The organism is Nitrospira sp., from assembly GCA_030692565.1.
Lineage (GTDB): Bacteria > Nitrospirota > Nitrospiria > Nitrospirales > Nitrospiraceae > Nitrospira_D.
On record JAUYAO010000001.1, the window covers coordinates 28,653 to 54,444 of the forward strand.

Genomic DNA, 25,792 nt, shown 5'->3' on the forward strand with positions numbered 1-25,792 from the left:
GTCGGCAAGATGATTTTCTACATCACTTGCGCGGTGGGTCTGTGGTTTTTCTATTGGTTTGCTGGTATTCAGTGCCCCTGCTAGTTCAGGGCCGCTGCGACTATGACGTTTGTGAAACTTTGATCGATCTGATGAGGAGGAGATGATGGGGCAGAATATTCTGTATGGGATTATCTCTGTGGCGATCTGCGTAGGATACTTCCTGATGGTTGACCATTTTCTGATGGATATGCAGGGCCTGGACTTCTGGTACATGTTCCGCAAGTAGTTTGGCTCTGTGTTGGATTTTTAGGGTTTGTGGTGAATCTTTTTCGTAATGCATTAAGGAGGTATCCCATGGGTCTTGTAACCCGGAAGAAAGTGTTCTCAATCATGGCGCTCTGCGCGATGGTTGGCCTCCTCCTGTTTCCTGTGGTGGTGTCGCTTCCGTCACTGGCAATCGGTGCGGATGCGCCTGACGCGGCAAAGAAGGAGGATGCAAAGGCTGAGAAGGGGCGTGACGTCTATTATAAGACGGAAGGCATCGTGGTTGGCGCGCCTGCCCCGAAGACGGTTGACGGCCCGAGGGATTATCCCCGGTATAACTTCGAGAGCCGCGTGCTCCTCTGGTTCGCGAACCAGCAGCATCTCTACTACGGCAGCTTCGTGCTCGCCGTTCCGATTTTCTGCATGGTCGTCGAATTTATGGGGGTGGTGACGAAGGATAAGGCGTTGGCGAAGCGCTATGATCAGCTCGCCTATGACTTTATTAAGATCAGCCTGACGGCGTACTCGCTGACGGCCGTTCTCGGCGGTATCCTGATCTTCACCTTCCTAACCCTCTATCCTGCGTTTTTTGGTTATCTGTCCAGCATTTTCCGCCCGGTGATGCACATCTACGCGTTGATGTTTGTGGCTGAGAGCGGCACCCTCTACATCTACTACTATGGTTGGGACAAGATGAAGGAGGGGTTCCTGAAGTGGATCCATCTGAGCATGTCGGTGGTATTGAATGTCATCGGGACCTTGCTCATGTTCCTGGCGAACTCGTGGATCGGATTCATGATGTCGCCGGCCGGTGTTGACGAGCAGGGGCGGTTCCTCGGAAACATCTGGCATGTGATTCATACCGCTCTCTGGAATCCTCTGAACTTGCATCGCATCCTCGGGAACATGGCCTTCGGTGGTGGTGTAGTTGCGGCTTACGCGGCGTATAAGTTCCTGGCTGCAAAGACCGAAGAGGATCGCGCCCACTATGATTGGATGGGTTACATCGCGATGGCGCTCGGTGTCGCGTTCTTGATCCCGTTGCCGTTTGCCGGCTACTGGCTCATGCGCGAAGTCTATGCGTATCGCCAGCAGATGGGCATCACGCTCATGGGTGGATTGCTGGCCTGGCTCTTCATTATTCAGGCAACCATGATCGGCATCTTGTTCCTGAGCACAAATTACTATTTGTGGCAGGCGATGGGGCGGATGCGCGGGGCAGAGAAGTATCAACGCTACATCAAGTATCTGGTGTTTATTCTCGCTTGCGGGTACTTGGTCTTTATTACGCCGCACACGATGGTCATGACTCCGGCGGAGTTGAAGGCCATGGGCGGACAGCAGCACCCGGTGTTGGGTAACTACGGCGTCATGTCCGCGAAGAACGGCGGCATCAACGTCATTATCACCACCACGGTGCTGAGTTTCGTCTGGTACATGCGGGGCAATAAGGTTTCGACCGTCTCTTGGTCGAAATTTGGGAACATCTTCATGGGATGCTTCTTCTTCATCGCCTACATCAATATTATTGGGTTGGCGATTTACGGATACTACATCCCGGCTAACGTTCGAGTTGGATTGTCTGTCCCGCAGGTGGCGACCACGCTCTCCTGTCTCTTCTTCATGTTTGCGTTAAACAGCGTCATGATGAAGGGTGCCAAACAGATGGGGCCGATCGAGTGGGGTAAGATTTCTGCCCGCTCGCAGTACGCTCTGATCATGTTGGCGACCGCATTTACCTGGATGATGGGCTTGATGGGCTATATTCGCTCATCGGTCCGTCTCTTCTGGCACGTGAATGAAATCATGCGAGACAATTCACCGTGGGCCTACACGCACACGGTCGGTTTTGCCGCGAACATGATTTCCTTCAACGTCTTGTTCTTCTGGATCAGCATTCTCTTTGTGTTCTGGCTTGGCAGTTTAGCGGCAAAGAAGGCGCCAGTTGATGCGAAGGCGGGGGTTCCCGGTAGTGCGCCTCAGCCGGCAGGTAGCCACTAACCATCTTATTGAGCAACTGGCTCAGGGGGAAGGCCATGCAAGCGCCTTCCCCCGGTGTAGCCGCAGGAGGTTAAAACCGTGGGCGATTTGATTAATCAAGCGCTAGAGATGGGGTGGCCGGCACTGGCGTTGCTGGCCGGCCTCTTAGTGTATTTTCAATTCTCCATCAGTGATCCCGTTGCGAAGAAGCGGGCCACGCTCAAGACGATCATTGGGATGGCGGCGACGTTTCTCTTGTTTGTTGCGATCGTAAACTACACGGGGAGCTTCTACGGCGAGAACCGGCTCATGCCGGTGTCGCTCGTCATGATTACCGTGGCCGCTTTCATGGTGGCGGTCTATTTCCCGAACTTTGGGGCTTTGCTGAAAATCGGCGGACTCATGTTCTTCGTGGCCGCCTTTCTTTCAGGTTATGGAAACTGGTTGCCGCAGGTCGAAGGTGGTTTCCCTCCGAAGGAAGAGAAGCTTGAGTATAGCGGTATGACGGCGCAGCAGCTGGCCGATGAAGGCGAGAAAATTATTTTCGGTGGAGTTGGGAAGAATAAAGAGCAGGGTGCTATCGGCAAGGGCCAGTGTCCGCTCTGTCATGCATTCCATGCTGGAATGTTGGGTGAACGTGCGCCCAATCTGAGCGGTCTGCCAGAGCGCGCTGGCAAAGAGCGTCTTGAAGATCCGAAATATTCGAAGGGCAATGCCGCCAAGCGTGACTATGCTCAAAAGGAAGCGTTCCCTGGATCCGGTACCGCAGAAAATGGTCAGGAGTATATTGCTGAATCGCACGCTTGTCCAAACTGTTACGTGGTGTCTGGCTTTGGCGTAAAGGGAACCAATGACAAGGAAAGCCCGATGCCGGCGATTCACAAACCGCCGATATCGCTCAGCCTGGATGAGCTTGCAGCTGTTGATACCTGGCTGTATGTTCGTGAAGGCCGAGATGCTCCATCCTTCGACGAGATCGTGAAGTCGTACGAGAAGTTTATCCCTGAAGCGGATCGGCCGAAAAAGACGGAAGAAAAGACCGGTCCACCCAGTGCTCTCATGGCTGACGGCACCGAGCCTGTCGATCAGATTCTTGCGAAGGCGCAGTGCGTGTCTTGCCATACGATTCCTGGCATTCCTGGCGCCAACGGTACGATCGGTCCCAAGCTGGTTGAGGGAACGAACGCGCCTACTCGTATCAAGGATAAGGATTATAAGGGGACGGCCAAGTCGACATCCGACTACATTATGGAGTCGATCGTGTCACCGAGTGCCTATGTGGTGAAGCCATTCCCGGACAATACGATGCCCAAGGTGTTTGGTCAGAAACTCAGTGCGGGAGCGCTCAAGAAGATTGTGGATTATCTCTCGCAAGTCTACGAGGGAAAAGAGCCTCCAAAGATTTCGTAACTGAGCTGTGAATCTTTTTAGACCAAAGGGAGTGAACTCATGAAAGCATTGATGTCAGTCGGCGCGCTGGTAGGAGCTATTGCGCTCCTCCTGCTAGTCGGGATGATCCTCGACGTCGTCCCGTCGAATACCGTCCGTTTAGTCGAAGGCTACATGCCAATCCAAATGTTGCTTGAGGTCGCCTGCTTCGTAGCCGGCTTTACCGGATTGAGCTACATGCTCAGTTCAATGGGTATGGCGGTTCCCCGGTTCTGGCAGGGAATCGGGTTCTGGGCGTTTGTGTTGCTCTATTTGAAGTTCCGCGTCTATCCGCCCATCCCGTTCAGCGTTCGGGCCATGTATGGGACGGTGTCTCTCGTCGCGGTCTTTATGTGGGTATCCGCGAACGAGGATGACTGGAAGAAGTTTAAGCAGCCGATCATGAACGTCCTCGATGCCCAGAGTGGAGCGAACAAGATGCTCCGATACGCGTATCTCGTTCTGATTCCAGTTCTTGTTGGTTTCACCTCCTTCAATGCGATGAGGCCAAAGTCGGAAGAGCCGGTTGAGTTGCGCACGGTGCATCCGGCGCCTCCGGCCAGCACGAAAGTTCATGGTAAGACCTATACCCTCCAGACCTCCCAGAATCCGTACCGTGTCAACCCGGAAGGGAAGTTTGACCAGGAATATAGCAACAAGCTGATCGTTGAACAGGGCATGGGGCGTTTGATGGCCCCTAACGCCAATCCGTTTGATGAAAAGAATCAGGGTTACTTGAAGTATGTGAAGGAAGGCGGAGAAATCTTTTTCCAGAACTGTCACTTCTGCCACGGTGACAATTTGAATGGTCGTGGCCTACATGCCTTTGCGTTCAACCCGATTCCTGCGAACTTTACTGATCCAGGCACAATCGCTCAGCTCCAGGAGACCTTCATTTTCTGGCGCGTCGCCAAGGGTGGTATTGGACTGCCGAACGAAGGTTTCCCCTGGGCCTCAGTGATGCCGCCATGGGAACAGCATTTGACTGTCGACGAGATCTGGAAGGTCATTTTGTTTGAGTATTGGCATACGGGTTACTACCCCAGGACCTGGGACTAAAAGTCCACTGGCATAACGGATAACCCTGGATTACGACATGAGGAAAAAAATGATGAATACGTCGATGGGCAAAAAAGCAGGGATCGTCCTTGCCTCGGCCTTTGGACTGGCGCTTTTCTCTGCCGGCCCTCTGGTCCTCTCGGCATCTGCCGAGGAAGTTCCGCAGGGGTTTAAGAAGGGTGAACTGGCGCCAGAGCCGGCTGCAGACATGATCGAAGCCGGGAAGCGCGTCTACTTTACCAAGTGCGTCTGGTGTCATGGAGTGGATGGAGCCGGCGACGGGCCCGGCGCCGACCGACTCTGGCCGCGTCCCCGCAACTTCAACCAGGGGACTTTCAAGATCCGGCATACTGCCAGCGGTGAATTGCCGTTGTTCGATGCCAAAAAGCCGACTCCTGGGCAAAACGATCTTTTTGAGACGGTTACCCATGGATTGCCAGGTTCTGCGATGCCTTCTTGGGAAGGTATCTTGACCGAAGAGCAGCGTCTTCAAGTGTTGTCGTTCGTCACCACGCAGTTGGTGAAGGATCGGAAGTTCACCGATAAGCAGTCAGAATCCCAGACGATTCTTCAAATGGCAGAATTGAAGCCGAAAGAGGCGACAGAGGAAAGCAAGAAGAGGGGATCCGAGCTGATCGTTGAAAAGAAGTGCGTGGAATGTCATGGCATGGAAGGCCGTGGCGATGGTAACGCCTTCAATCTGAAGGATGACTGGGGTTTCTCGATCCAGCCTGCCAATTGGCACAAGTGCTGGAATTTCCGTGGAAGCCGGCAGGATCCGTACAATGTGAAAAACATTTTCCGGACCTTCTCGACCGGAGTCAACGGTACGCCGATGCCGTCATTTGCCGACAGCACCTCAGTCGATGATCGCTGGGACATTGCCAACTTCGTGAATTCGTTGTGCGAAAGAGATGCTGAAGGGAATTCGCTCTCAATTGATCCACAGACAGATAAGCCGAAAGTCAACTTCGTGCTTCCATCGAATCCGGTGGAAGGTGAGATCCCCACGGATATGGAGAACGAAGCCTGGCAGAAAACCCAGAAGCGCCTTATCGCCATGGGTGGTCAGATCACGCATAAGCCGCGTAACTTCGTGAACCGGATCGATGATCTCTGGGTTCGGTCACTGTATAACGAAAAGTCGATTGTGTATTTGATCGAGTGGGACGATCGTACCAAGAGTGTGGCCGAAGGGAAATTGCCCTGGGCTCCGACTCAGGTGAACATCGATGTGAAGGAGCAGGATCCGAAGACCGGTGAAGAAGGATCCATCGCGGCGCATCAAAACAACTACGCGGTCTACAATGACGCGGTCGCGATCGAAACGCCGGTCAAGTGGCAGGATCTTCCCGCCCCGATTAAGCCGCGGTACCTCTTTGGAAGCAATGAGCAATATCCGGTGGATATTGTGAAGTGGGAAGCTGACGGATCTCTCCGGGCATTCAAGGGAACCGGCTGGGATAAGGATTTCGAAGAGCGCGATAGCTATGAAGAGAATCTGAAGGTTCTCAAGTCTGAATGGAAGAACGGTCGTTGGTACGTCATGATTCAGCGTCCAGTCGGGAACAAGAAGGACCAGGATTATGACGAAGACACGCTGTTCGAAATGGGGAAATACATCCCGACCGTGTTCTTTGCCTGGGATGGTCATAACGGTGATGCAGGACGCAAGATGGCCGTCTCGGCTTTCTACTACACGTTCATGCAGCCGCCGACGCCCCGTGAAGTGTATATCTATCCGTTCGTCATTGCCGGCGGGATCGTGCTGTTGGAAGCATGGGTCCTGACGCGCCGCGCAAACAAGCGGAAGGGCAAGACGCTCTAAGCGCACTCTGTACGTGAGTGGCTGAGCAGCGAATGAAGGGGGTGGGGAAACCCACCCCCTTCGTGTTTTCACGCCATGAAGCGGTAGATCTGTATGAATGTCACGGGAGTCGTGCTGGCCGGCGGCAAGAGTCGGCGGATGGGGGAGGATAAGCGTTTCCTACTGGTCGGGGAGGAGACGTTATTGACGCGAACGACCTCGGTGATGGCTCAGCTCTTTCCTGAGGTGCTCGTGATTATTGCGCAGGATAGTCCGCCGCTCACAGTCTCCGGATGCCTCGTTCACAGAGATCTCATTGCAGATTGTGGGAGTCTCGGCGGCCTCTACACCGGTTTGGTAAAGGCCTCGGGGCAGCGTGTCTTCGTCGTGGCCTGTGATATGCCGTTTCTGAATCCCGACATGATCCGCTGGTTTGTCGATCGCGATCCTGCAGCAGACATTGTGATGGCCCGTTTGCCGACCGGGCTGCAACCTCTTCACGCGCTCTATAGTAAACGCGCATTGCCTGTCCTGGAGCGCATGGCCACCACGCATGCGCTGAAGATCCAGCAGATTGTCTCAGAGCCCTCACTCCACACAACCGTCGTTTTGCCCGACGAGTGGGGCGAGCGTGATGCCCTCGCCCGATCGTTTCAGAATGTGAACACGCCGGCTGATCTTGACGCGGCGAGAGCCGCACTTCGTAACCGTTCATTGACTCGATAATGCCCGCCTCCCAGCGCACGATTCTGGTGATTCATCCTGGGGGACTGGGTGATGTGCTGCTGTCGATTGGTGCAATGGCCGTCCTGCGGAGCGCCTTCCCGCAACACAAGATGATCCTGCTCGCGGGGTCTGACGTAGGGCATCTACTGGGTCAGTGCGGGGTGATCGATCAATCGTTGCCGATCGAATCAAGCCGGTTCAGCGCGCTGTTTTCCGGAAGGGTGCAGATTTCAGATCTACCGCATGATTTCTTGAGACGATGCGATCTTGTGGTTGGATGGCTGAGTGATCGGGATGGTTCGATCCGGCGTGGGCTCCAGGAGTTGGGGGTTCCACGTGTGATGTTGCAATCGCCGGCTGATGCCGGAGGGCATCACCAAAGTGATCGGTTTCTGGAGACGCTGAAGGGGGAATTTCCGGTCGGTGCGAACCCTTCCATCCGTCTCCGGCTTCCTGATCAGGTGCTGCAGGCGGGGATGGACGCACTTCGTGCCGTCGGGATCGAACAAACGGCGCCTCTGATCATGTGCCACCCGGGAAGCGGAAGCACGCACAAGTGTGTGCGAGCGGAGACGTGGGGCATGCTTATTCGGGGATGTCAGGCGAGGCGGTTCTTACCTGTGATGGTGCTAGGGCCTGCTGATGCGCAAGCCGAGGCCGCCATCCAGGCACTGGGTCTTCCGGGAATGTTGATGCTTCGCCCTCCGTCCATCACGATGCTTGCCGCGATCCTTGCGCAGGCACAGGGGTATATCGGCCACGATTCTGGCGTGACCCACCTGGCTGCCCTCCTGGGCGTGCCGACGGTGGCGATGTTCGGGCCCACCGATGAGCGGCAATGGGCTCCGCGCGGAGAACAAGTGACTGTCGTGAGGGGGGGAGGCTGCTTGTGCGTAGGCTGGGACGCGGTGCGAGCCTGTGCGGAAAAGTCTTGTCTGAATGTGATGCCGGAGAAGGTTTTCGAGGCGCTTGATACCGTCGATTTTCGCTACCGTCGGGTAACAAATTCCTGACGCCTCACCTTGTCACACTATGTACCATATGCTACAGTGCAAAATTGTTTTTCTCTTTCTTCTCTAAGGACTTAGGAGATTTCGTGACGCAGGGGCTCGTGCAGGAACAGGTGGCGAATGCGGTCCAGGGAGCTCTCTCTGACGCAAAGGCGAAGGGGCAGTTGAAAATCGAGTCCTGGCCTACCGTCACCCTGGATGCGCCCAAGCGTCCGGAGTGGGGTGACCTTGCCACCACTGTTGCCATGTCTCTGGCTGCCTCAGAGAAACGCGCACCCCATGACATTGCTCAGATCATTGCCGATAATCTGTTGACCCGCGATCAATTGTTCGAGCGAGTTGAGATCGTTCGGCCAGGTTTTCTCAACCTGACCGTCAAGCCTGCCATCTGGTTAGAAGTTTTGCGGGACATCGAGCGGAAAGGCGCGGCCTACGGCACGTCGGTGGTCGGAGTCGGGAAGCGCGTGTTGGTCGAATATGTCAGTGCCAATCCCACCGGGCCGCTTCATGTGGGGCATGGGCGAGGCGCCGCGGTTGGTCAAGCATTGGCCCGGCTGCTGAGAGCGGTCGGATACGACGTGGTCAGTGAATACTACATCAATGACGCCGGCCGACAGATGAAACTCCTGGGTGCCTCTGTGTATGCACGGTTGCAGGAGTTTGCGGGAAAGCCTGTCACGTTTCCGGAAGACGGTTACCACGGCGAGTATATCCGTCTTGCGGCTGAACAGATTCAGGAGTCAGATGGGGCGACGCTGGCGACGATGTCTCCGGTGGAGGCCGAGCAACGCTGTCGTGATCTGGCCTATCGGACCCTGCTGCAGCGCATTCGTGAAGATCTATCGACATTAGGCATTGAGTTTGAGTCCTGGTTCAGCGAAGCCTCGCTCATTGAGTCCGGCGCCGTCGAGCGGGCCTTTGCAGAACTAAAGAGTCAGGACCTCTTATTTGAGGAGGACGGGGCCTGGTGGTTTCGGTCGTCCCGATTCGGTGATGAAAAGGATCGCGTCGTCCGCAAAAAGGACGGCGAATGTACCTACCTCGCTTCCGACATCGCGTACCATCGCGACAAGCTCCAGCGGGGCTATGACCTGTTGATCGACGTCTGGGGCGCCGATCACCACGGATATATCCCGCGCATGCAGGGGGTCATTCAAGCGTACGGGCATCCGAAAGAGCGGCTACAGGTCGTGCTGGTGCAACTTGTGAAGTTGTTGCGAGGCGGCGTCGAAGTCAAAATGTCGAAACGCTCCGGCGAATTCATTACGATGCGCGAGGTAATCGACGAGGTGGGTGTCGATGCCGCCATGTTCTTCTTTCTGATGCGGGATTCGAACACGCATTTGGATTTTGATTTGGAGCTGGCCAAGCAGCGGTCCTCGGACAACCCCGTCTATTACGTGCAGTATGTCCATGCCAGGATTGCGAGCCTCTGGCGGGTGGCCGCGGCGCGTGGAATTGCCTGCCCGACGGCGGCGGAAGCCGATCTGACGGTGCTGACCGATCCCGACGAGCTTGCCTTGATCCGGAAGCTCTCGATGTTTCCTGAAGTGTTGGAGGCGAGCGCGCTGGCGTTTGAGCCGCATCGCCTGACCTACTATCTTCAGCAGCTCGCGGCCCTGCTGCACACTTTTTACAACAAGCATCGGATTCTTCCTCCGGCGGCCGATCTGGAGACCGGCGACGCGCCCGTGGCGGAGGAGATATCTCCTAAGACGACGGCAGCTCGGTTGGTGTTGATGCGGGCTGTACAGCAGGTCGTGAAAAACGGATTGTCCGTCCTGGGGATTTCAGCTCCCGAGCAGATGTAACGGAACGTACTCGCACGATGATGCAGTTCACGATCAAACAGCAGGACCGACAGACCAAGGGGCGGCTGGGACAGCTCCGTACCGCCCGGGCCGTCATCGACACGCCCACGTTCATGCCGGTGGGGTCGTTGGGGCCGGTGAAAGGGCTGGAGCCCGAGGATCTTCACGATCTCGGGTTCAGGCTCATGCTGAATAATGCGTACCATCTCTACTTGCGGCCCGGGCATAAAATTGTGGCGGAGTTGGGCGGGTTGCACGCATTTACCGGATGGCCTGGCGCGATCCTGACCGATAGCGGCGGGTTTCAGATTTTTAGCTTGGCGAAACTCTGCAAGATCACCGATGAGGGCGTGACGTTTCAGTCGCACATCGACGGCTCGACGCATTTCATCACGCCCGAAACGGCGATCGAAATCGAAGAGGCGCTCGGCGCCGATATCATCATGGCGTTCGATCAATGTGTCGCCCTGCCGGCGTCGCGCGCGGCGATTCTGGAGGGTTTGCGGCGGACGACATCGTGGGCGAAACGCTGTCAGGCGAGCCGGCGGCGGAACGATCAGGCGCTCTTCGGCATTGTCCAGGGCGGGCTGGAAGCCGATCTCAGGAGACAGTCGGCCCAGGAGCTGGTGGCGCTGGATTTTGAAGGCTATGCCATCGGTGGACTGTCCGTCGGGGAGAGCAAGGCCGATATGTATGCGATGTTGGATGTGACCGCTCCGGAACTGCCGGAGTCCAAGCCGCGCTATCTGATGGGGGTGGGCCTTCCGGAGGACCTCATCGAAGGGGTGGCTCGCGGGGTCGATATGTTTGATTGCGTGGTGCCGTCCCGCCATGGGCGGACCGGATGGCTCTTTACGGGGTTCGGCCGTGTATCCATCAAGCAGGCGCAATTCAAACAGGACGAACGGCCGATCGATCCCGACTGCGGCTGTCCGGTATGCAAACGCTATTCGCGCGCCTATCTGCATCACCTCTTCAACGTGAAGGAGATGCTCGGATCGCGACTGAATACGATTCACAACCTCTGGTATTTTGCTGATCTGATGCAACGGGTGCGCTCGTCGATCGAGCGAGGGACATTTCTCACAATGCGCGAGGAGTTTTATCGCGCGCGGGCGGAAGCCGAGCGGACCGGCGGCGAGACAGCAATCGCCGCGCAGGAACCGCGGGCCGGCCTCGACTAGCGTAAGGGGGGCCAGAGTTATGATGATGGTCGCGATGGCGTCGGTGGCGTGGGCTGAGGGGCCCGGGGTCGGCGGGAGCACATCGAGTTCGCTGCTCTCGTTGGTGCCGTTTGTCCTGATCTTTGTGATTTTCTATTTCCTGCTGATCCTGCCGCAGCAGAAGCGGCAAAAGCAGCAAAAGGCGATGCTCGACGATCTGAAGAAGGGGGACAAGGTCATCACGGCGTCGGGCTTCTGGGGGACCATCACGAATCTCGGGAAAGAGACGGTGACGCTGCAGATTGCCGACAATACCAAGGTCAAGATTCAGAAAGAGCATATCGCGAAAATACGGGCGGAAGACGACGACAAAGAGTAGCCGGACGACGTTAATCACACGAGAATGCTCAAACAGGCTGCCCGGCAAGGCCGCAGCAAGCGAAAAGGCGAGGCGTACGCGGCGGTACGGTGAGCCTCTGAGCGCGGCGAGAACGACGCTGGCGGGCTGTTTCAGCATTCTGCAAGAGAGGGTGGCAGAGACATGAAAAAAGTTGGTGGACGGTTTGCATTGCTTGCACTGGTGGTTGTGCTGTCGGTGGTGTTCTTCCTGCCGTCGTACAAGCCGTTGTATCAGGTCTTGCCCGACTGGGCGCGGAAGATTCTGCCGGATAAGGGCATTACGCTGGGGTTGGATCTCCAGGGCGGCATTCACATGGTGATGGAGGTCGATGAAGACCGGGCGGTCGAGATCGCCGTCGAGCGGTCGGTCGCATCGTTGCAGGATGTCTTGGTCGACAAGAAGCTGCCGGCTGAATCGGTGAAACGGACCGCCGCGAATCAGGTCACTATTCAGTTTGCCAACGCCGAGCTGAAAGCGCAGATCCAGAAGCTCGTGGATGAGTATCCCACGTTCTTTGAAGTGGATGCCGCGGGGTCGGCCAACAGTCTGGTCTGGGAGTTGCGCGAGACGGAGATCAAGCGGATCAAGGATTCGGCGATCAATCAGGCGCTCGAAACGATTCGGAACCGGATCGACCAGTTCGGCGTGTCCGAGCCGCTGGTACAGCGTCAGGGATTGAAGCAGATTGTCGTGCAATTGCCGGGTGTCAAAGAGCCGAAGCGGGCGAAGGATCTCATCAAGGAAACCGCCTTGCTCGAGTTCAAGATGCTCGACGAAGACAATCAGATGAAGATGGATTTCCCTGCCCGCATCCCGAAGGAAAAAGAGGCCGAAGTCTTGGCGCAGTTCCAGGGCAAGGTGCCGGAGGGCGATCAGATCCTGTTCGAGCACCAAGTCGACAAAGACACCGGCCGGGAATTCCGGACGCCGTACCTCGTGAAGAAACGGGTGATGCTGACGGGCGATGTCTTGAGCGACGCGCGGGTCTCCATCGGAGAGTTCAACGACCCCTATGTCTCTATTACCTTTGACGGCAAAGGCGGTCGGGAGTTTGAGCGGATCACCGGTGAGAACATCAAGAAGCGCATGGCCGTCGTGCTCGACAACACGATCTATTCCGCGCCGGTGATTCAGGACCGGATCTCCGGCGGACGGGCTCAGATCACCGGGACGTTCAGCACGCAGGAGGCCAACGATTTGGCCATCGTCCTTCGCGCCGGCGCATTGCCGGCTCCATTGAAGATCATTCAAGACCTCACCGTCGGGCCGTCGCTTGGACAGGATTCCATCGATCAGGGTATGAAATCCACCTTCATCGCCGGACTGCTGGTGGTGGTGTTTATGATCGTGTATTACCGCTTGTCCGGAGTGATCGCCGATTTCGCGCTCTTGCTCAACCTGATCTGTTTGCTCGGAGCGCTTTCGGCCTTGAACGCCACGCTGACGTTGCCGGGCATCGCGGGCATTGTGCTGACCATCGGGATGGGCGTGGACTCCAATGTGCTGATCTTCGAGCGCATTCGCGAAGAATTGCGGGCAGGAAAAGCCGTGCGCCTGGCGGTGGACGGCGGCTATGACAAGGCGCTGCTCACGATCATCGACGCGCACGTGACGACGTTGATCACGGGTGTGGCGCTGTTCTTGTTCGGCACCGGTCCGATTAAAGGATTTGCCGTGACGTTGTGCTTGGGGATCGCGATCAATCTGTTCACGGCCTTCGTCGGAACCAAGGTCGTATTTGATCTGCTGAATCAAGGTAAGAAAGTGGACACGCTCAGCATTTAGCCGTGATGCTGATGGCGGAAGACTGAGAGCTGAACACGACGAAAAGGGAGTGAGCATGTTAGAGATTCTCGGAAAAACAAACTTCGATTTCATGGGTAAGCGCAAGATCGCGTTTATCTTTTCGGGCATTATGGTGTTGTTCGGGTTGATTGCCCTGGTGCAGATCTCGCGCGGGGCCGCCAATCTCGGGATCGACTTTGCCGGCGGAACGGCCGTGCAGTTGAAGTTTGACCAGGCCATTCGGATCGAGGAAGCGCGGAAGGCTCTGGAGTCGAACGGGCTGAGCAATGCGGAGTTGCAGGAATTCGGACAGGACAATAAATTGCTCGTCCGCATTAAAGCCTCGACCACCATTGAGGAAAAGACGGCCGAACGGGTCATGGCGGTGTTCTCAAAAGAATTCCCGAATAATAAATTTGTCGTGGATGCGTCGACGGAAATCGGCCCGACCATCGGGAAGAAGCTGCAGGAAGATGCGCTCATCGCGATCGTCATCTCGTTTGCCGGGATCATCATGTACATTGCGGCCCGGTTCGAGTTGCGCTTCGGCGTCGCGGCCGCCCTGGCCACGTTCCACGATGTGCTCGCCGTGTTGGGTGCCTTTTATCTGCTGGATAAAGAAATCACCCTGCTCGTGGTGACGGCGTTGCTCACGCTGGCGGGTTATTCACTGACTGATACCGTCGTGGTATTCGACCGGATCAGAGAAAACTTGCGGATCCGGCGGCGGGACTCGGAAGAGAGCATGATCAACAACGCGGTGAATCAGGTCCTCAGCCGCACGATTGTCACCAGCTTGACGGTGGTGCTGGTGCTGATCCCGCTGACGCTGGCCGGCGGCGAAGTCTTGCATGATTTTTCGCTCGCCCTTCTGAGTGGCGTCATCTTCGGAACCTATTCGTCGGTGTTCGTCGCCAGTCCGTTGCTTCTCCTCTGGCCGGGCGCCAGCGGACGGATGATGAAGCGGAGCTAACGGAAACGGGGCGCTCGTTGTTCGCGCCTGTGCGCCGACGCCGGTTGGTCGGCAGGTGCGAACCCCCCGGATTCCGGATGCCGTCGGTTTCTGTCCGCATGCTGCTTGGGGCATCAGTATGACACTCTGGAGTCGGTCTCACAGTCTCCAGCAGAAAATCATCACGGCGATCGTGATGGTGGGTCTCCTGCCACTCAGTCTCTCCCTTCTGCTCAGTTACGTGGAAGAACGGCGGGCGCTCCGCGAGGCCATCGGCGCCAACTTCAAGGAAGTGGCGGTCGAGGCGTCGCGTCGGACCGAGATGCATGTGACGCGCGGGATCAACGAAGCGCAGCAACTCGGGACCACCCCCTTCCTCCGCACGGCCGTGACGGAGTCGAACCGCACCTATGAGGGGAAGGACGAGCGTGCAATCGATGCCATGATCAAAGACTGGCAGCAGCGCTGGCGCCAGCGCGACACCCGCAGCGAGTTCCCACTGTTCATCAACCGCATCGTCACGAATTATCTCATCCGCTGGCACGATATCCGGAAGTCCGATTACGTCGGGATTTTGGTGACGGACGCCCGCGGCGCCCTCGTGGTGAGTTCGATCCCCCAGGTGGAGTATTTCTACGGCAAGACGCCCTGGTGGACGGCGCTGGTGAAGTCGCAAGTGTCCCGTCCGTACGTCAGCGATATCGCCTTCGATCCGGCCTTCGGAACGCACGTCGTAGTCGTGGCGGTGCCGATCATTGAAGACGGTGGCCGGGAAGTCATCGGCGCCGTGACCATTTTGCTCCGGCGCGATACGCTGTTCCATTCGATCGGCGAAGTGTCGATCGGCTCATCCGGCCACGCGATGCTCTTCAACTCCGACGGCGTTTCCTTGATTTGTCCGGTGTTGTCGCCTGAAGAGCATACGATGACGCCGGAACTGGTCAGGACCATCGTGCAGGAGAAGGCCGGTTGGACCATCGCGCCTGACGACTCCCATGGGAGCCACAATGCCTTGATCGGATTCGCTCCGGTGCGGTTCAGCGAACCCCTGGCGCCCGGCAGTATGGGCGGAAAACAATGGGTGACGGTCATTCGGCAGGATCCGGAAGAGACCTACGCTCCTCTGGGACGTCTCGTCGGCCGAGTGTTGCTGTATGGAGTGCTGGTGTTTGCCGTGCTGGTGGGCACGGGGTTGATCGTGGCCCGGCGGATCGCCAGGCCGATCAAAATCTTGCACGACGGTGTTCTGGAGATCGCCAGCGGCCGGCTCGATCAGACCTTGCAGATCCGAACCGGGGATGAGATCGAACACCTGGCCGGCGCCTTCAATCAGATGGCCGCTAATCTAAAGTTGTCGTTTACGCAAATCGAACAGCGGATGCTCGAAGTGCGGCGGTTGGAGGAAAAGTATCGGGATCTGATCGAGCATTCCCCGGAAATGATTTATCAGCTGGACCGGGCAGGGCAATTTGTCCATGTGAACCAGACCGGGCTGGAGAAACTCGGGTACAGCCTCGACGAAATGTTGGCCATGCGGCTCTGGGACGTGGTGCCGCCGGACCAGGCGGGGCATGTCCTGAGCTATCTTGAGCGGCTCATGGTGAAAGGCCGCAACACCATTGAAACGATCTTTCTTGCGAAGGACGGCCGTCGGATCGACGTGGAGATCCATGCCACGGCGTTGTTCGATCAGGAGGGGGGCGGCATCGTCCATACGCGCGCATTCGTACGGGACGTGACCGAGCGGCATCAGTTGGAGCGGCAGCTTCAGCAATATACGAGCAAACTCGAAACGGCCGTCTCCGAGCGGACGCAGCAGTTGGTCGCGTCGCAGGCGCGCTATAAGGCGCTCTTCGACCTTGTGGCCGACTCCGTCTTCATGGTGGATCGCGACGGGAGGATCGTCGCGGTCAACCAGCGGGAAGAGCAGGCCTTGGGCTATTCGGAATCGTCGGTCGTTGGGCGCAGTATCTTCGACATTGCTCTGCCCGCGTTTCGCGAGGGGGTTCGTGCCTTGTTGATGGAATTGGCCGGAGGGCAGCGGCAGGTCCCTACCCACGAGATCGCTGTTCTCACGGCCGCCGGTGTCGAGACCCCGGTTGAAATGGATCTGATTCGCACCGGCGCCGCCGAGGCCCCGTTGATTATGGTGCAGCTCCGCGACATCACCGACCGGAAGCGGATGGAACGGCAGCTGCGGTCTTACCGGGATGAACTGGAAGTGAAAGTCCGGGAGCGCACGAAGGAAATCGAAGAGACGAAGCAGTATCTAGAGAACCTGCTCGAAAATGCGAACGATGTCATTTACACGCTGGACACCGAGCAGCGCTTCACTTACGTCAACAGTAAGATTGAAGCCTGGGGCTACCGGAAAGACGACCTCATTGGCCGGCCCTACCTATCTCTGTTATCTAAGCGGCACCGGGGGCGCCGGCTCAAGAGCACGCTCGATATCGGCGCAAAGCAGGTGTACGAAGTCGAAGTGGTTACCCGCACGGGCGAGGCCCGGTCTGTTATGGTGAGTGTGTCGCCGTTGCACGGGGTGGACGGGGAGATTCTTGGCGTCCTCGGGATCGCCCGCGATATGACCGACACGAAAAAGCTGGAACAGCAAATCAGGAATTCGGAGAAATTGGCATCCGTCGGCAAGCTCGCGGCGGGAGTGGCCCACGAGATCAACAATCCGTTAGGTGGCATCCTGAACTGCCTCTACAATCTCGGAAAGGGGACGATCGCACCGGCCCGGCGCGAGGAGTATTTGGCCTCGATGGAAGACGGATTGCACCGTGTGCAGAAGATCGTCCGGCAGTTATTGGATTTCTCTCAGCAGCATCAGCCGGAGTTTGCGCCGGCCGACATCAACACGGTGATCGAACGGGTGCTGGTGCTGACGAACCATTTGTTCGCGCCGAATCGGATTGTGCTCGAGTCCTCTCTAGGCAACGGGTTGCCGGCGGTCATGATCGACCGGCATATGATCGAGCAAGTCTTGATGAATCTGATTTTGAATGCCGTCCAGGCGATGAAAGAGGGCGGCGTCCTCTCGATCCGGACCTGGGTCGAAGAGGGGATCTGTCTGGTGGAAATTCGAGACACCGGGTCCGGTATTCCGGCGGCGGTGCTGCCGAAGATTTTTGATCCGTTCTTCACGACCAAGCGCGAAGGTGAAGGGACGGGGTTGGGTTTGTCGGTAAGTCTCGGGATTGTTGAGCGTCATGGAGGCAAGATTCTTGTGGATAGTGAAGTCGGCAAAGGCACAGTCTTTACTCTCTGGTTGCCCGTCTCCCGCGAGCGGCAGCCGGTGGAGCGGGTTTCATGACGCCACTTACGATTCTGATCGTCGACGACGAACCCTTGATGCGCTTGTCCATCGTCGATGCGCTTGAAGCGGTCGGTCATGACGTCTGCGCCGCGGCCACGGGAACCGAAGGGATCGAAGAGGCGCGCCGGCGGGAATACGATCTCGTGATCACCGATCTGCGATTGCCGGGCGCCGACGGGCTGGCGGTGCTGAAGGCAGCGAAAGAGGCGCGGGCGCAGACCGAAGTGGTGGTGATCACGGCGCATGGCTCCGTCGAAACCGCCGTGGGCGCGATGAAGCTCGGCGCCTTCGACTATATTACCAAGCCGTTCAAAATGGATGAGCTGTTGCTGATCGTCGAACGGGCGGGAACCGTGGTCGCACTTCGCAAAGAGAATCAGGATCTGAAGGAGATCCTGGAGGATAAGTTCAGTTTCGGCGGTATTCTCGGATCCAACACGAAAATGCGGGCGGTGCTGGACAAGATCAAGACGGTCGCGGCCACGGATTCCACAGTGCTGATCCTGGGCGAAAGTGGAACAGGAAAAGAACTGGCGGCCAATGCCGTGCATCAGAACAGCCCGCGGCGGGACTATCCCTTGATCAAGGTGAGTTGTGCGGCCCTTCCAGAATCGCTGCTGGAAGCGGAGCTGTTCGGTCATGAAAAGGGCGCCTTCACCGGCGCGTTGCGTCAACGACGGGGCCGGTTCGAAATGGCCAATCGTGGCACCTTGTTCCTGGATGAAATCGGGGAAATCTCGCCGGTCGTGCAGGTCAAGCTGTTGCGTGTGCTCCAGGAGCGGAAGTTCGAACGGGTCGGGAGTAACCAGACGATCGATGTGGATGTGCGGCTGGTCTGCGCGACGCAAAAAGACTTGCGGAAAGAGGTGGCAGGGGGCCGGTTCCGGGAGGATCTCTTTTACCGTTTGAACGTCGTCCAAGTGGTGATTCCGCCGCTGCGCGCGCGGCAGGAAGATATCACCGTCATCGCCGATCATGTGTTGCAGTCCTGTTCAACCAAGATGAACAAGAAGCTGCGGGGTTTTTCCCAGCCGGCACGGGAGCTGCTGCTCCGCTATTCCTATCCGGGTAATGTGCGCGAGCTGGAGAATATGGTCGAGCGCGCCGTGGCGCTGGGCCGCGACCGGGAGCCGATTCAGCCGTCCGATCTGTGCGGCTTTCAGGCCTGCCCCTATCTGGGCGGTGAGCCGCAAGAGTCCTGTGGTTTTTGTAATGAGGGGTTAACCGGAAAGCCCAAAAAGAAAGAACTGTCGCTCACCGCGCTTTCGACCGCCCGAGAAGCCTTTGAGAAAGACTACATCCTCTCTGTCTTTGAGCGGGTGGAGGGGAGCCGCACTACCGCGGCGAAAATCCTCGGCCTTTCCCGCAAAGCCTTATGGGAAAAGTGCAAACGCTACGGCATCCCTTCGGCAAGAGATGAGGCTGAGGAAGAAGACGGAGCGTAGGCGTTGCTGTGGGGACAGACGTGTCTTTAGGGTGAATGATGAAGATTATCCGTGATTGCTTCGGTCGATCCGTCAGACTGACTGATGAGCGAGTTGCCCACATCCTGCGGCATCAGGAAATGGCTGGGGATGGAGACGGAGATCGCGCGAGTGCTTAAAGCGCCGGCAGAAGTGCGTCTGTCCCGTTCGGACGATATCGTGCAGTTACTCTATGAATTCTACGCTCAAACGCTGGTTGGTGGGAAATGGCTCTGTGTCGTGGTAAAGTGCCCACCAGATGACGCGTTTGTGGTGACGGCCTATTTAACTGATCGACCCAAGCCAGGAGAAGTCATATGGCCGAAAAAGTAAAAGTCTGGTTTGATCCGGAAGCGGACTATCTCGAAGTGCAGTTCCGTGAGGCAGCAGGTTTCATGAGACCGACAGCCCACGATGCTGTCATGGAACGGGTGGACGAGGATGGGCACGTTCTTGGCTTCAGCGTCCTCGGGGTCAGCCGCTTTCGCAAAGGCCATCCGCTAGAGGCAGAATTGGTCGCCGGCGAATGATCGTCCGTATGTTTCCGTTTTGACGGTTCCCCACTCGGCGCCGCCACTTGCTTGCCTTCCCTCTTGTGATTCTGAAAGGACCGTAATGAAACCAGGCTATCGCCTCGTCATCGTCGATAAAGCAGGCGTGTTGGTGTCTGAGTTTCAATTGACGGAGAGCGCCTTGGCGCAGCCGGAGGCCTTTGTCGCCGCCTTGAGGCAGGCCGTTGAGGATGTGGAAGAGGAGGAAGCCTGAGATGGCCGCTGACGGAATGTGCAGAGCTGTCTCTCTTCTGATGTGTAAGAGGGCAACATGATGGTTCGATGGCTGGTCGTCATGATTACCACAGCCCTGTTTTATGGGACTGCCTCGGCGGAGTGGGTGCGGGTAGGTGGGACTCACAAGTACGACGGCTACGTGGATATGGCGACAATCGGCCAGAGAGACAAGACCGTGACGCTCTGGACTTTGAGAGACTTCACTGTGACCAGGCAGGTTGTGCGGGGTTCGTATCGTTCGGTGAAAACGAAAAAGCAGTATGACTGCCGCAATAATCGAAGCCGCCTCTTATTCTCCAAGTACTATGCGGAGCAGATGGGCAAGGGTCGCCTAGTGTATCAGGGCAAAGGGACGAAGCGGTGGGCCAAGGTCGCGCCGGGCAGCGATGGCGATGCGGAATGGAGGGTTGCTTGTCAGAAAGTATGAGACGCCGTTGTGAGGGTTCCCGGCAGCCGGCCGTTAATTACCGGCTGCCGAGCGAATGCGGGATTACTCAGTCGGTTCGGCGCCGCCTTCCCAGAGCTTGATCGTGCGATCCCAGGAGGCGCTGGCGAGTCGTTTGCCGTCCGGTGAGAACGTAATCTGGCGGACGCCGGCGGTATGACCCTTCACGGTTTTGAAGTGTCGGCCGGCGGCGATGTCCCAGAACTTGATCGTGTTGTCGTCCCCGGCGCTGGCGAGCACCTTCCCGTCCGGCGAGACGGCCAGGGATCTGACCCAGGCCGTGTGCCCGGTCAGGACCTTCTTCTCAATCAGCTTCGGCATCTCGAAGAACTTGATGGTTTTGTCGCGGCTGCCGGTGATGAGGGTCTTGCCGTCCGGGGTGAAGGTCATGGCGCCGATCCAGTAGTCCATCGGCTTTTGGAAGCCGCCGTCGTCTTCAATGAAGTAGCCGCGGGTTTCAGTGGAGTCATCGGCATCGCGTTGCCAGTGCCCGTCGTGTAAGACTTTCTCTTCGCCGCTCGGGAGCACTTCCCACAACTTAATTTTTCCGATGTCGGTGCCGCTCGCCAGATGGATGCCGTCCGGGCAGAAGGCGACGCACACGGACCAGTGATGGTCGTATTGATCTTTACCCAGGAGCGTCATCAGCTCGGTGCCGGTCGTGACTTCCCAGATCTTAATGTCTTTATTGTGGCTCCCGCGCGCGAGCATGAGGCCGTCCGGCGAGAGGGAGAGGCTGCAGACATTGTGATCGTATCGGGTGAACAGCAGCTTGGTCGGTTCGCCGGTTTTCGGATTCCACAGGCGGATGGTGCGGTCTTCGCTCGCGGTGGCGAGGGTGAGTCCGTCCGGGGTAAAGACGATGGCGCGGATGTCATTCGTATGGCCGCGGAGCGAGCGCAGGAGCCGGCCGGTTTCGATATCCCACATGCGGACCAGGCGTTCGGCTCCGCCGCTGGCCAGGGTCAGCCCATCAGGCGAGAAGGCGACCGCCCAGACACCGTGCGAGTGCCCCCGAAACGTCTTGATCTCCCGGCAATCGGTTTTCCAATACTCAAGAAAGTCGATAGGCGGCTGCGGGGCGGCCGCTTCCGGGGTGGCGCTGGGAAGGGGGGGCGTCATCGTGTGTTCAGGCATTGGGTACTCCACTCACCGGGAGGGCTCGGGCCCTCCCTTGATTGCAAATCGGCTTTTGGGGCCAGTATACTTCTCTCGTCAACGCTGAGAGATCGTAAGAGATGCTCGGCGTTCAAGTCAAGGTGGCGCGGGGCGCCGCATCCCCCCGCGCAGGCGATTCCGATGGTGTCAACGCACTGAGTGCCCGTCACATCCATTCTTTCGAGGCTTCCAATGGAAATCAGATTTCAGCCCGCATTGCTGCAAGAGGTCATCGACTCTTTCGTGGAGAAGACGGAGCGTGAAGGCGATCCGACCTACTACAAGGAGTTCCATGAGCATGCCGATCCGATCTACGAAAAGTTCATGCTTGAGGATCGGGAAGGGGAATTTAAGAAGCTGTACCAGTATTTGTTCGGTACGTGGGGATTCTCGGACATTATTCGGGATTCGTTCAACGAATATCCGCTCTTAAAGGATAAGGTCGGGATTGTGCTGGTGAAGGGCGTCTTGAAAGAAGATCAGGAAGGCGTCGACATTCTCCGCAAGTGGGGATCGGTCGAGCAGGATTTGGCCAAGGATTTTGAGGCCAAGGGTATGAAAGGTGTGGGTATTAAGCTGATCCCGCGACGGTTTTACGATCCTGCTTTGACCCGCTATTGCCGCCATGAGCTGATGCACATCTCGGACATGCTCGACCCGGTCTTCGGCTATGACCCTGATACGAAGGTCGGACAGAATTCCGGAGAAGAAACGCTGATCCTGCAGCGCTACCGCGTGCTATGGAGTGTGAGCGTCGATAGCCGGTTGAGTGCGGCGGGCCGGGAGCCGATGCTGAGCAAAGAGGATCGGTTCAAGGAGTTCCGCTCGTGGTACCGGAAGATCCCGCCGCCCCAATTGAAATCAGTGTTTGAAGGGCTTTGGCAGATCTCGTATTTCACCCATTCCGAGTTGATCGAAATGTCGACCGATACCTTGCGCGTGATGGATCGCGCGGTCGATGTGGAAGGGGGCGAGGTTCCCGAGACGGAAAATAAGGTGATGCTGATGCCGGGCTTCCCCTGCCCGCTCTGCCGCTTCCCGACCTATTCGTGGGTGGAAGATATGGGCACCAAGCTGGAACCGTATGTCTTGGACTTCATTCGGGAGAACCATCCCGGGTGGGATATTGAGTACGGCGGCTGCGACCGGTGCGTGGAAGTGTATAAGCTGCGGGCCGACGGCGTGATGTAGGTGTAGGCGGTGAAGACGTTTGCCATCTTCGTTCCCGCATCGTTCAAGGCCTTCACGTACCGCAGTGGGTACATGTCGGCCGTTTACTCGCTGCGGCTTCGTTGAACAGGCGTTTTGACCATCTGCTGGATCAACGAATACCATGGCATCTAACCCTTCATATGGCCGGCGGGACTTCCTGAAAGATTCCGTGATGTCTGTCGCCAAGGCGGCGCAGGAGTTTTCTAGGCACGTCGATGCTGCGCCTGAAGCGCCGGCTCCGGTCTTGCGGACGGATTGGCTGCGGCCGCCGGGGGCTGTGGAAGAAGTTTTGTTTTTGGAGCGCTGCACGAAATGCGGCGATTGTATCAAGGCCTGCGATCCTGGGGCGATTGTCTGCCATGGCGGGGATGGGACCCCGGTGATTTTTGCCGACCAGTCGCCCTGTCTCTTGTGTGACGATCTTCCCTGCATTGCCGCCTGTGCGACTGACGCGTTGCTGCCGGTCGATCGGATGCCTGATATTCGACTCGGTGTGGCGGTGGTATCTCAGCGGCTGTGCACGGCCGGGCAGGGGTGTCATGCCTGCGTTTCGAAGTGTCCTGTGGATGCATTATCAATGGACTTTTCGGCCATGCGGCTTGAGGTATCCGCAGAGAGTTGCGTGGGTTGTGGTATGTGCGAACATATCTGTAATACCGTCAATGATCACGTGGCGATCCGTGTGACGCCTGTGCGGCAACTCGCCGGGTTCTGAGCGTTGGTGGAAGCGGAAAATCACTGTATTGAAGCGGAGAATTGAAATGTCTAGTCAAAATAAATAAAAAAATAAACCGGCTGAAATCCGATGGTTTGAGGTCCGAGTTCTTGCTTGACATCCATTTGACCTTTACCTATCATACGCAGGCCCGTGATAGGTCGAAGTAGTGCTGGTTCAGAAGTTGTGTGAGTTGTGAGGCCTGGGTTGAGTCCCACATCCAGGAGACAATTGTCATGACGAGTAAACAATCGGTGCAGACTGCAACATCTACCGCTGCTACCGTTATCCCTACCATCCCGACGATCAAAGACTCTCCCGCCGTTGAGCGAGCGCTCAATCGCAGCAAGCTTTATCTCCTTGTTTCCTGGAGCCTTTTGTATCCGGAAGACGAGGAATTTCTTGATTACTTGCAGTGCGGGGAGTTTGTGGAAGACGGTCGCGCGGCATTAGATGCCCTCCAGGCGGCCTTGGATGCCAATCAGGGCGGAGATCGCGCGAAGCTGAAGCTGGCTGCTTTGAAAAAGCAGTTGGATAATGTCGAAAAGCTGGTGGCGTCAGAATGCGTGAACTGGCAGTTGAGCGATCTGCAGTCGGAGCATCGGCGTGTGTTCAGCAATGTGATCACGCTGGATTGTCCGCCGTACGAAACCCTCTTCGGTAACGATCACGTGTTTGCGCAGTCCCATACCATGGGCGACATCGCCGGCTTCTATAAGGCGTTTGGCGTCGAGTTGTCGAAGGATATTCATGAGCGGCTCGACCACCTCAGCGTCGAGTTCGAGTTCATGCATTTCCTGGCCTACAAAGAATCCTATTCCCGCTGCCATGACGGGGCCGACAAGACGCAGATCGTTGTGGATGCGCAGAAAAAGTTTGTTAAAAATCACATCGGGCGATGGGTTCCTCTGTTTTGCCGGATGTTGACGAAAAAGTCCGATTCCGGTCTGTTCAAGATCGTCGCGGATATGACCTCTGATTGGATTGAGTTCGAAACCGCGTTCCTCGGAGTCACCCCGCAGCCTTACACAGAAACAGATTATCGTCCGGCGACCTTTAATTCGCCTGAAGGTCAGACGTACGAGTGCGGAGCGCAGGACCAGGGGAATGAGTTGAGCGTGTTGTTGAATGAAGTCGGCGCGCAGTCCTTCCTGGATGTGAAGGACAAGGATAAGGACAAGGAGGAGGGCGGACCAGTCGGAACCGCGTAGGTTTCGAGCAATTATTTCTCGTTTTCTGGACGGTAGTTATACGGTAGTTATTTTGGGCGATGTTATTTAATCATTAATTTGAGAGGAGGGATTAGCTGTATGAGAGTTGTGCAGACGACCAACAAGAAATTGGTGTTTAGCATTCTGCTCTCTGCCCTCGTCGTCGGCGTCATGCTGACGATCGGGCAAGTGCCCTTGGCCGTAAGCCAGCCGGTCACGATTCCGGCGAAGGCAGTCAAGGGACCGATTCCCATGGATGGCGCCAACCCCGTGTGGGAAAGCGTTCCTGGTGTAATCGTTCCGTTGAGCGGTCAGCTGATCACCACCCCGATGCATCCGAACATCTCGGTGAAGTCGGTGTTCGTGAAGGCCATGAGCAACGGTAAGGAGCTCGGCCTGCGCGTGGAGTGGAACGATCAGACGAAGAATGACACAGCCATTGGTCCGCAGGACTTCCGCGACCAGGCTGCGATCATGTTCCCGGTGACCACCTCCGGTGCGCCACCTTTCCAGTGTATGGGTCAGTCCGGCGGAACCACCAACATCTGGCGGTGGAACGCGGAATGGCAGAAAGACCTTGGTAAGGACAGCGCGGGCATGTGGGACGTGGACGATCAGTACCCAGGCATTTTCTGGGATTACTATTTCGAAGAGCCGGCCGGTGGCGTGACCTATCCTGATCGGATCGGTCGGAGCCTTGGGCCATTCAACTCAGGCATCTGGTCCGGTAACATCATGTCCGATCCGACGCTCCGTGTGAGCTCGGTTGAAGACCTGAATGCCAACGGATTCAGCACCCTCACCACCCAATCCCATCAGGACGTGTTCGGGAACGGTGTGTGGGAGCCGTCAGGTTCCGTCAAGGGTGGCGGTTACTCTGGTCCGACCTGGCGCGTGGTCATCAAGCGCAGCCTGGAGACCAGTGATGCGAACGACACGCAGTTCAAGGCGGGAATGTCTGTGCCCATCGCGTTTGCCGTGTGGGATGGGAACAACATTGAGCGCAACGGTATGAAGGCGCTCTCCACCTGGTTCACGCTCAAGCTTCCGTGAGCGAAGCGGTCTCGCGAGAGACCACCGCTCATCGCTGAACGCGTTGAGGTGACGTGAG

At 57.1% G+C, this 25,792-nt stretch carries 23 protein-coding genes; 22 read left to right on the plus strand and 1 reads right to left on the minus strand.

Annotated features, from left to right (window positions below; genetic code table 11):
* The first annotated feature begins 142 nt into the window (after window positions 1–142).
* From Q8N04_00150 to Q8N04_00235, 18 genes are all read left to right on the plus strand, one after another.
* Window positions 143–268 carry a hypothetical protein gene (locus tag Q8N04_00150; GenBank protein MDP3089065.1) on the plus strand — a complete coding sequence of 42 codons (126 nt, stop codon included), beginning with the start codon at window positions 143–145 and terminating at the stop codon, window positions 266–268.
* 68 nt (window positions 269–336) lie between these two features.
* Window positions 337–2,247 (plus strand): cytochrome ubiquinol oxidase subunit I, encoded by a 1,911-nt coding sequence (locus Q8N04_00155; GenBank protein ID MDP3089066.1) that lies wholly within the window; start codon window positions 337–339, stop codon window positions 2,245–2,247.
* A 78-nt stretch (window positions 2,248–2,325) separates the two neighbouring features.
* Window positions 2,326–3,636, plus strand: a complete 1,311-nt coding sequence (locus Q8N04_00160) for a nitric oxide reductase (protein ID MDP3089067.1) — start codon at window positions 2,326–2,328, stop codon at window positions 3,634–3,636.
* Window positions 3,637–3,675: 39 nt separating this feature from the next.
* A complete protein-coding gene (locus Q8N04_00165; protein ID MDP3089068.1) occupies window positions 3,676–4,713 on the plus strand; it encodes a cytochrome c in 1,038 nt (345 codons plus the stop codon).
* 49 nt (window positions 4,714–4,762) lie between these two features.
* Complete coding sequence (locus Q8N04_00170; GenBank protein ID MDP3089069.1) at window positions 4,763–6,541, plus strand: c-type cytochrome; 1,779 nt, start codon at window positions 4,763–4,765, stop codon at window positions 6,539–6,541.
* A 93-nt stretch (window positions 6,542–6,634) separates the two neighbouring features.
* Complete coding sequence (locus tag Q8N04_00175; GenBank protein ID MDP3089070.1) at window positions 6,635–7,246, plus strand: molybdenum cofactor guanylyltransferase; 612 nt, start codon at window positions 6,635–6,637, stop codon at window positions 7,244–7,246.
* The gene (locus Q8N04_00180) at window positions 7,246–8,259 is read left to right on the plus strand and encodes a glycosyltransferase family 9 protein (protein ID MDP3089071.1); all 1,014 of its coding nucleotides are present in this window, start codon (window positions 7,246–7,248) and stop codon (window positions 8,257–8,259) included. The genes Q8N04_00175 and Q8N04_00180 overlap by 1 nt, the downstream gene beginning before the upstream one ends.
* Before the next feature lie 83 nt (window positions 8,260–8,342).
* Window positions 8,343–10,067, plus strand: a complete 1,725-nt coding sequence (gene argS / locus Q8N04_00185; protein ID MDP3089072.1) for an arginine--tRNA ligase — start codon at window positions 8,343–8,345, stop codon at window positions 10,065–10,067.
* A 17-nt stretch (window positions 10,068–10,084) separates the two neighbouring features.
* On the plus strand, window positions 10,085–11,251 hold the full coding sequence (gene tgt, locus Q8N04_00190; protein ID MDP3089073.1) for a tRNA guanosine(34) transglycosylase Tgt: 1,167 nt from the start codon (window positions 10,085–10,087) through the stop codon (window positions 11,249–11,251).
* 19 nt (window positions 11,252–11,270) lie between these two features.
* Window positions 11,271–11,609, plus strand: coding sequence for a preprotein translocase subunit YajC (gene yajC, locus Q8N04_00195; GenBank protein ID MDP3089074.1), 339 nt, complete (start codon window positions 11,271–11,273; stop codon window positions 11,607–11,609).
* A gap of 162 nt (window positions 11,610–11,771) precedes the next feature.
* Window positions 11,772–13,415 carry a protein translocase subunit SecD gene (gene secD, locus Q8N04_00200; protein MDP3089075.1) on the plus strand — a complete coding sequence of 548 codons (1,644 nt, stop codon included), beginning with the start codon at window positions 11,772–11,774 and terminating at the stop codon, window positions 13,413–13,415.
* A 55-nt stretch (window positions 13,416–13,470) separates the two neighbouring features.
* Window positions 13,471–14,388 (plus strand): protein translocase subunit SecF, encoded by a 918-nt coding sequence (gene secF, locus Q8N04_00205; protein MDP3089076.1) that lies wholly within the window; start codon window positions 13,471–13,473, stop codon window positions 14,386–14,388.
* A 118-nt stretch (window positions 14,389–14,506) separates the two neighbouring features.
* Window positions 14,507–17,686, plus strand: coding sequence for a PAS domain S-box protein (locus Q8N04_00210; protein MDP3089077.1), 3,180 nt, complete (start codon window positions 14,507–14,509; stop codon window positions 17,684–17,686).
* Complete coding sequence (locus tag Q8N04_00215; protein ID MDP3089078.1) at window positions 17,683–19,134, plus strand: sigma-54 dependent transcriptional regulator; 1,452 nt, start codon at window positions 17,683–17,685, stop codon at window positions 19,132–19,134. Before Q8N04_00210 ends, Q8N04_00215 begins: the two co-directional genes overlap by 4 nt.
* A gap of 84 nt (window positions 19,135–19,218) precedes the next feature.
* On the plus strand, window positions 19,219–19,485 hold the full coding sequence (locus Q8N04_00220) for a DUF4258 domain-containing protein (protein MDP3089079.1): 267 nt from the start codon (window positions 19,219–19,221) through the stop codon (window positions 19,483–19,485).
* Window positions 19,470–19,682: a DUF2283 domain-containing protein gene (locus tag Q8N04_00225; GenBank protein MDP3089080.1), complete on the plus strand. Its 213-nt coding sequence runs from the start codon at window positions 19,470–19,472 to the stop codon at window positions 19,680–19,682. Before Q8N04_00220 ends, Q8N04_00225 begins: the two co-directional genes overlap by 16 nt.
* Before the next feature lie 85 nt (window positions 19,683–19,767).
* Window positions 19,768–19,917, plus strand: a complete 150-nt coding sequence (locus Q8N04_00230; GenBank protein MDP3089081.1) for a hypothetical protein — start codon at window positions 19,768–19,770, stop codon at window positions 19,915–19,917.
* Between the two features lie 57 nt (window positions 19,918–19,974).
* Entirely contained in the window at window positions 19,975–20,367 is a 393-nt protein-coding gene (locus tag Q8N04_00235) for a hypothetical protein (protein MDP3089082.1), read from the plus strand.
* Window positions 20,368–20,430: 63 nt separating this feature from the next.
* Here Q8N04_00235 and Q8N04_00240 read toward each other — a convergent pair whose 3' ends face one another.
* On the minus strand, window positions 20,431–21,522 hold the full coding sequence (locus Q8N04_00240; GenBank protein ID MDP3089083.1) for a WD40 repeat domain-containing protein: 1,092 nt from the start codon (window positions 21,520–21,522) through the stop codon (window positions 20,431–20,433).
* Window positions 21,523–21,735: 213 nt separating this feature from the next.
* Here Q8N04_00240 and Q8N04_00245 point away from each other — a divergent pair, with 213 nt between their 5' ends.
* From Q8N04_00245 to Q8N04_00260, 4 genes are all read left to right on the plus strand, one after another.
* Window positions 21,736–22,734 (plus strand): hypothetical protein, encoded by a 999-nt coding sequence (locus Q8N04_00245; GenBank protein MDP3089084.1) that lies wholly within the window; start codon window positions 21,736–21,738, stop codon window positions 22,732–22,734.
* 193 nt (window positions 22,735–22,927) lie between these two features.
* Window positions 22,928–23,470: a 4Fe-4S dicluster domain-containing protein gene (locus tag Q8N04_00250; protein ID MDP3089085.1), complete on the plus strand. Its 543-nt coding sequence runs from the start codon at window positions 22,928–22,930 to the stop codon at window positions 23,468–23,470.
* A 236-nt stretch (window positions 23,471–23,706) separates the two neighbouring features.
* Complete coding sequence (locus tag Q8N04_00255) at window positions 23,707–24,681, plus strand: molecular chaperone TorD family protein (GenBank protein ID MDP3089086.1); 975 nt, start codon at window positions 23,707–23,709, stop codon at window positions 24,679–24,681.
* Window positions 24,682–24,780: 99 nt separating this feature from the next.
* Window positions 24,781–25,734, plus strand: a complete 954-nt coding sequence (locus tag Q8N04_00260) for an ethylbenzene dehydrogenase-related protein (protein MDP3089087.1) — start codon at window positions 24,781–24,783, stop codon at window positions 25,732–25,734.
* The last annotated feature ends 58 nt before the right edge of the window (window positions 25,735–25,792 follow it).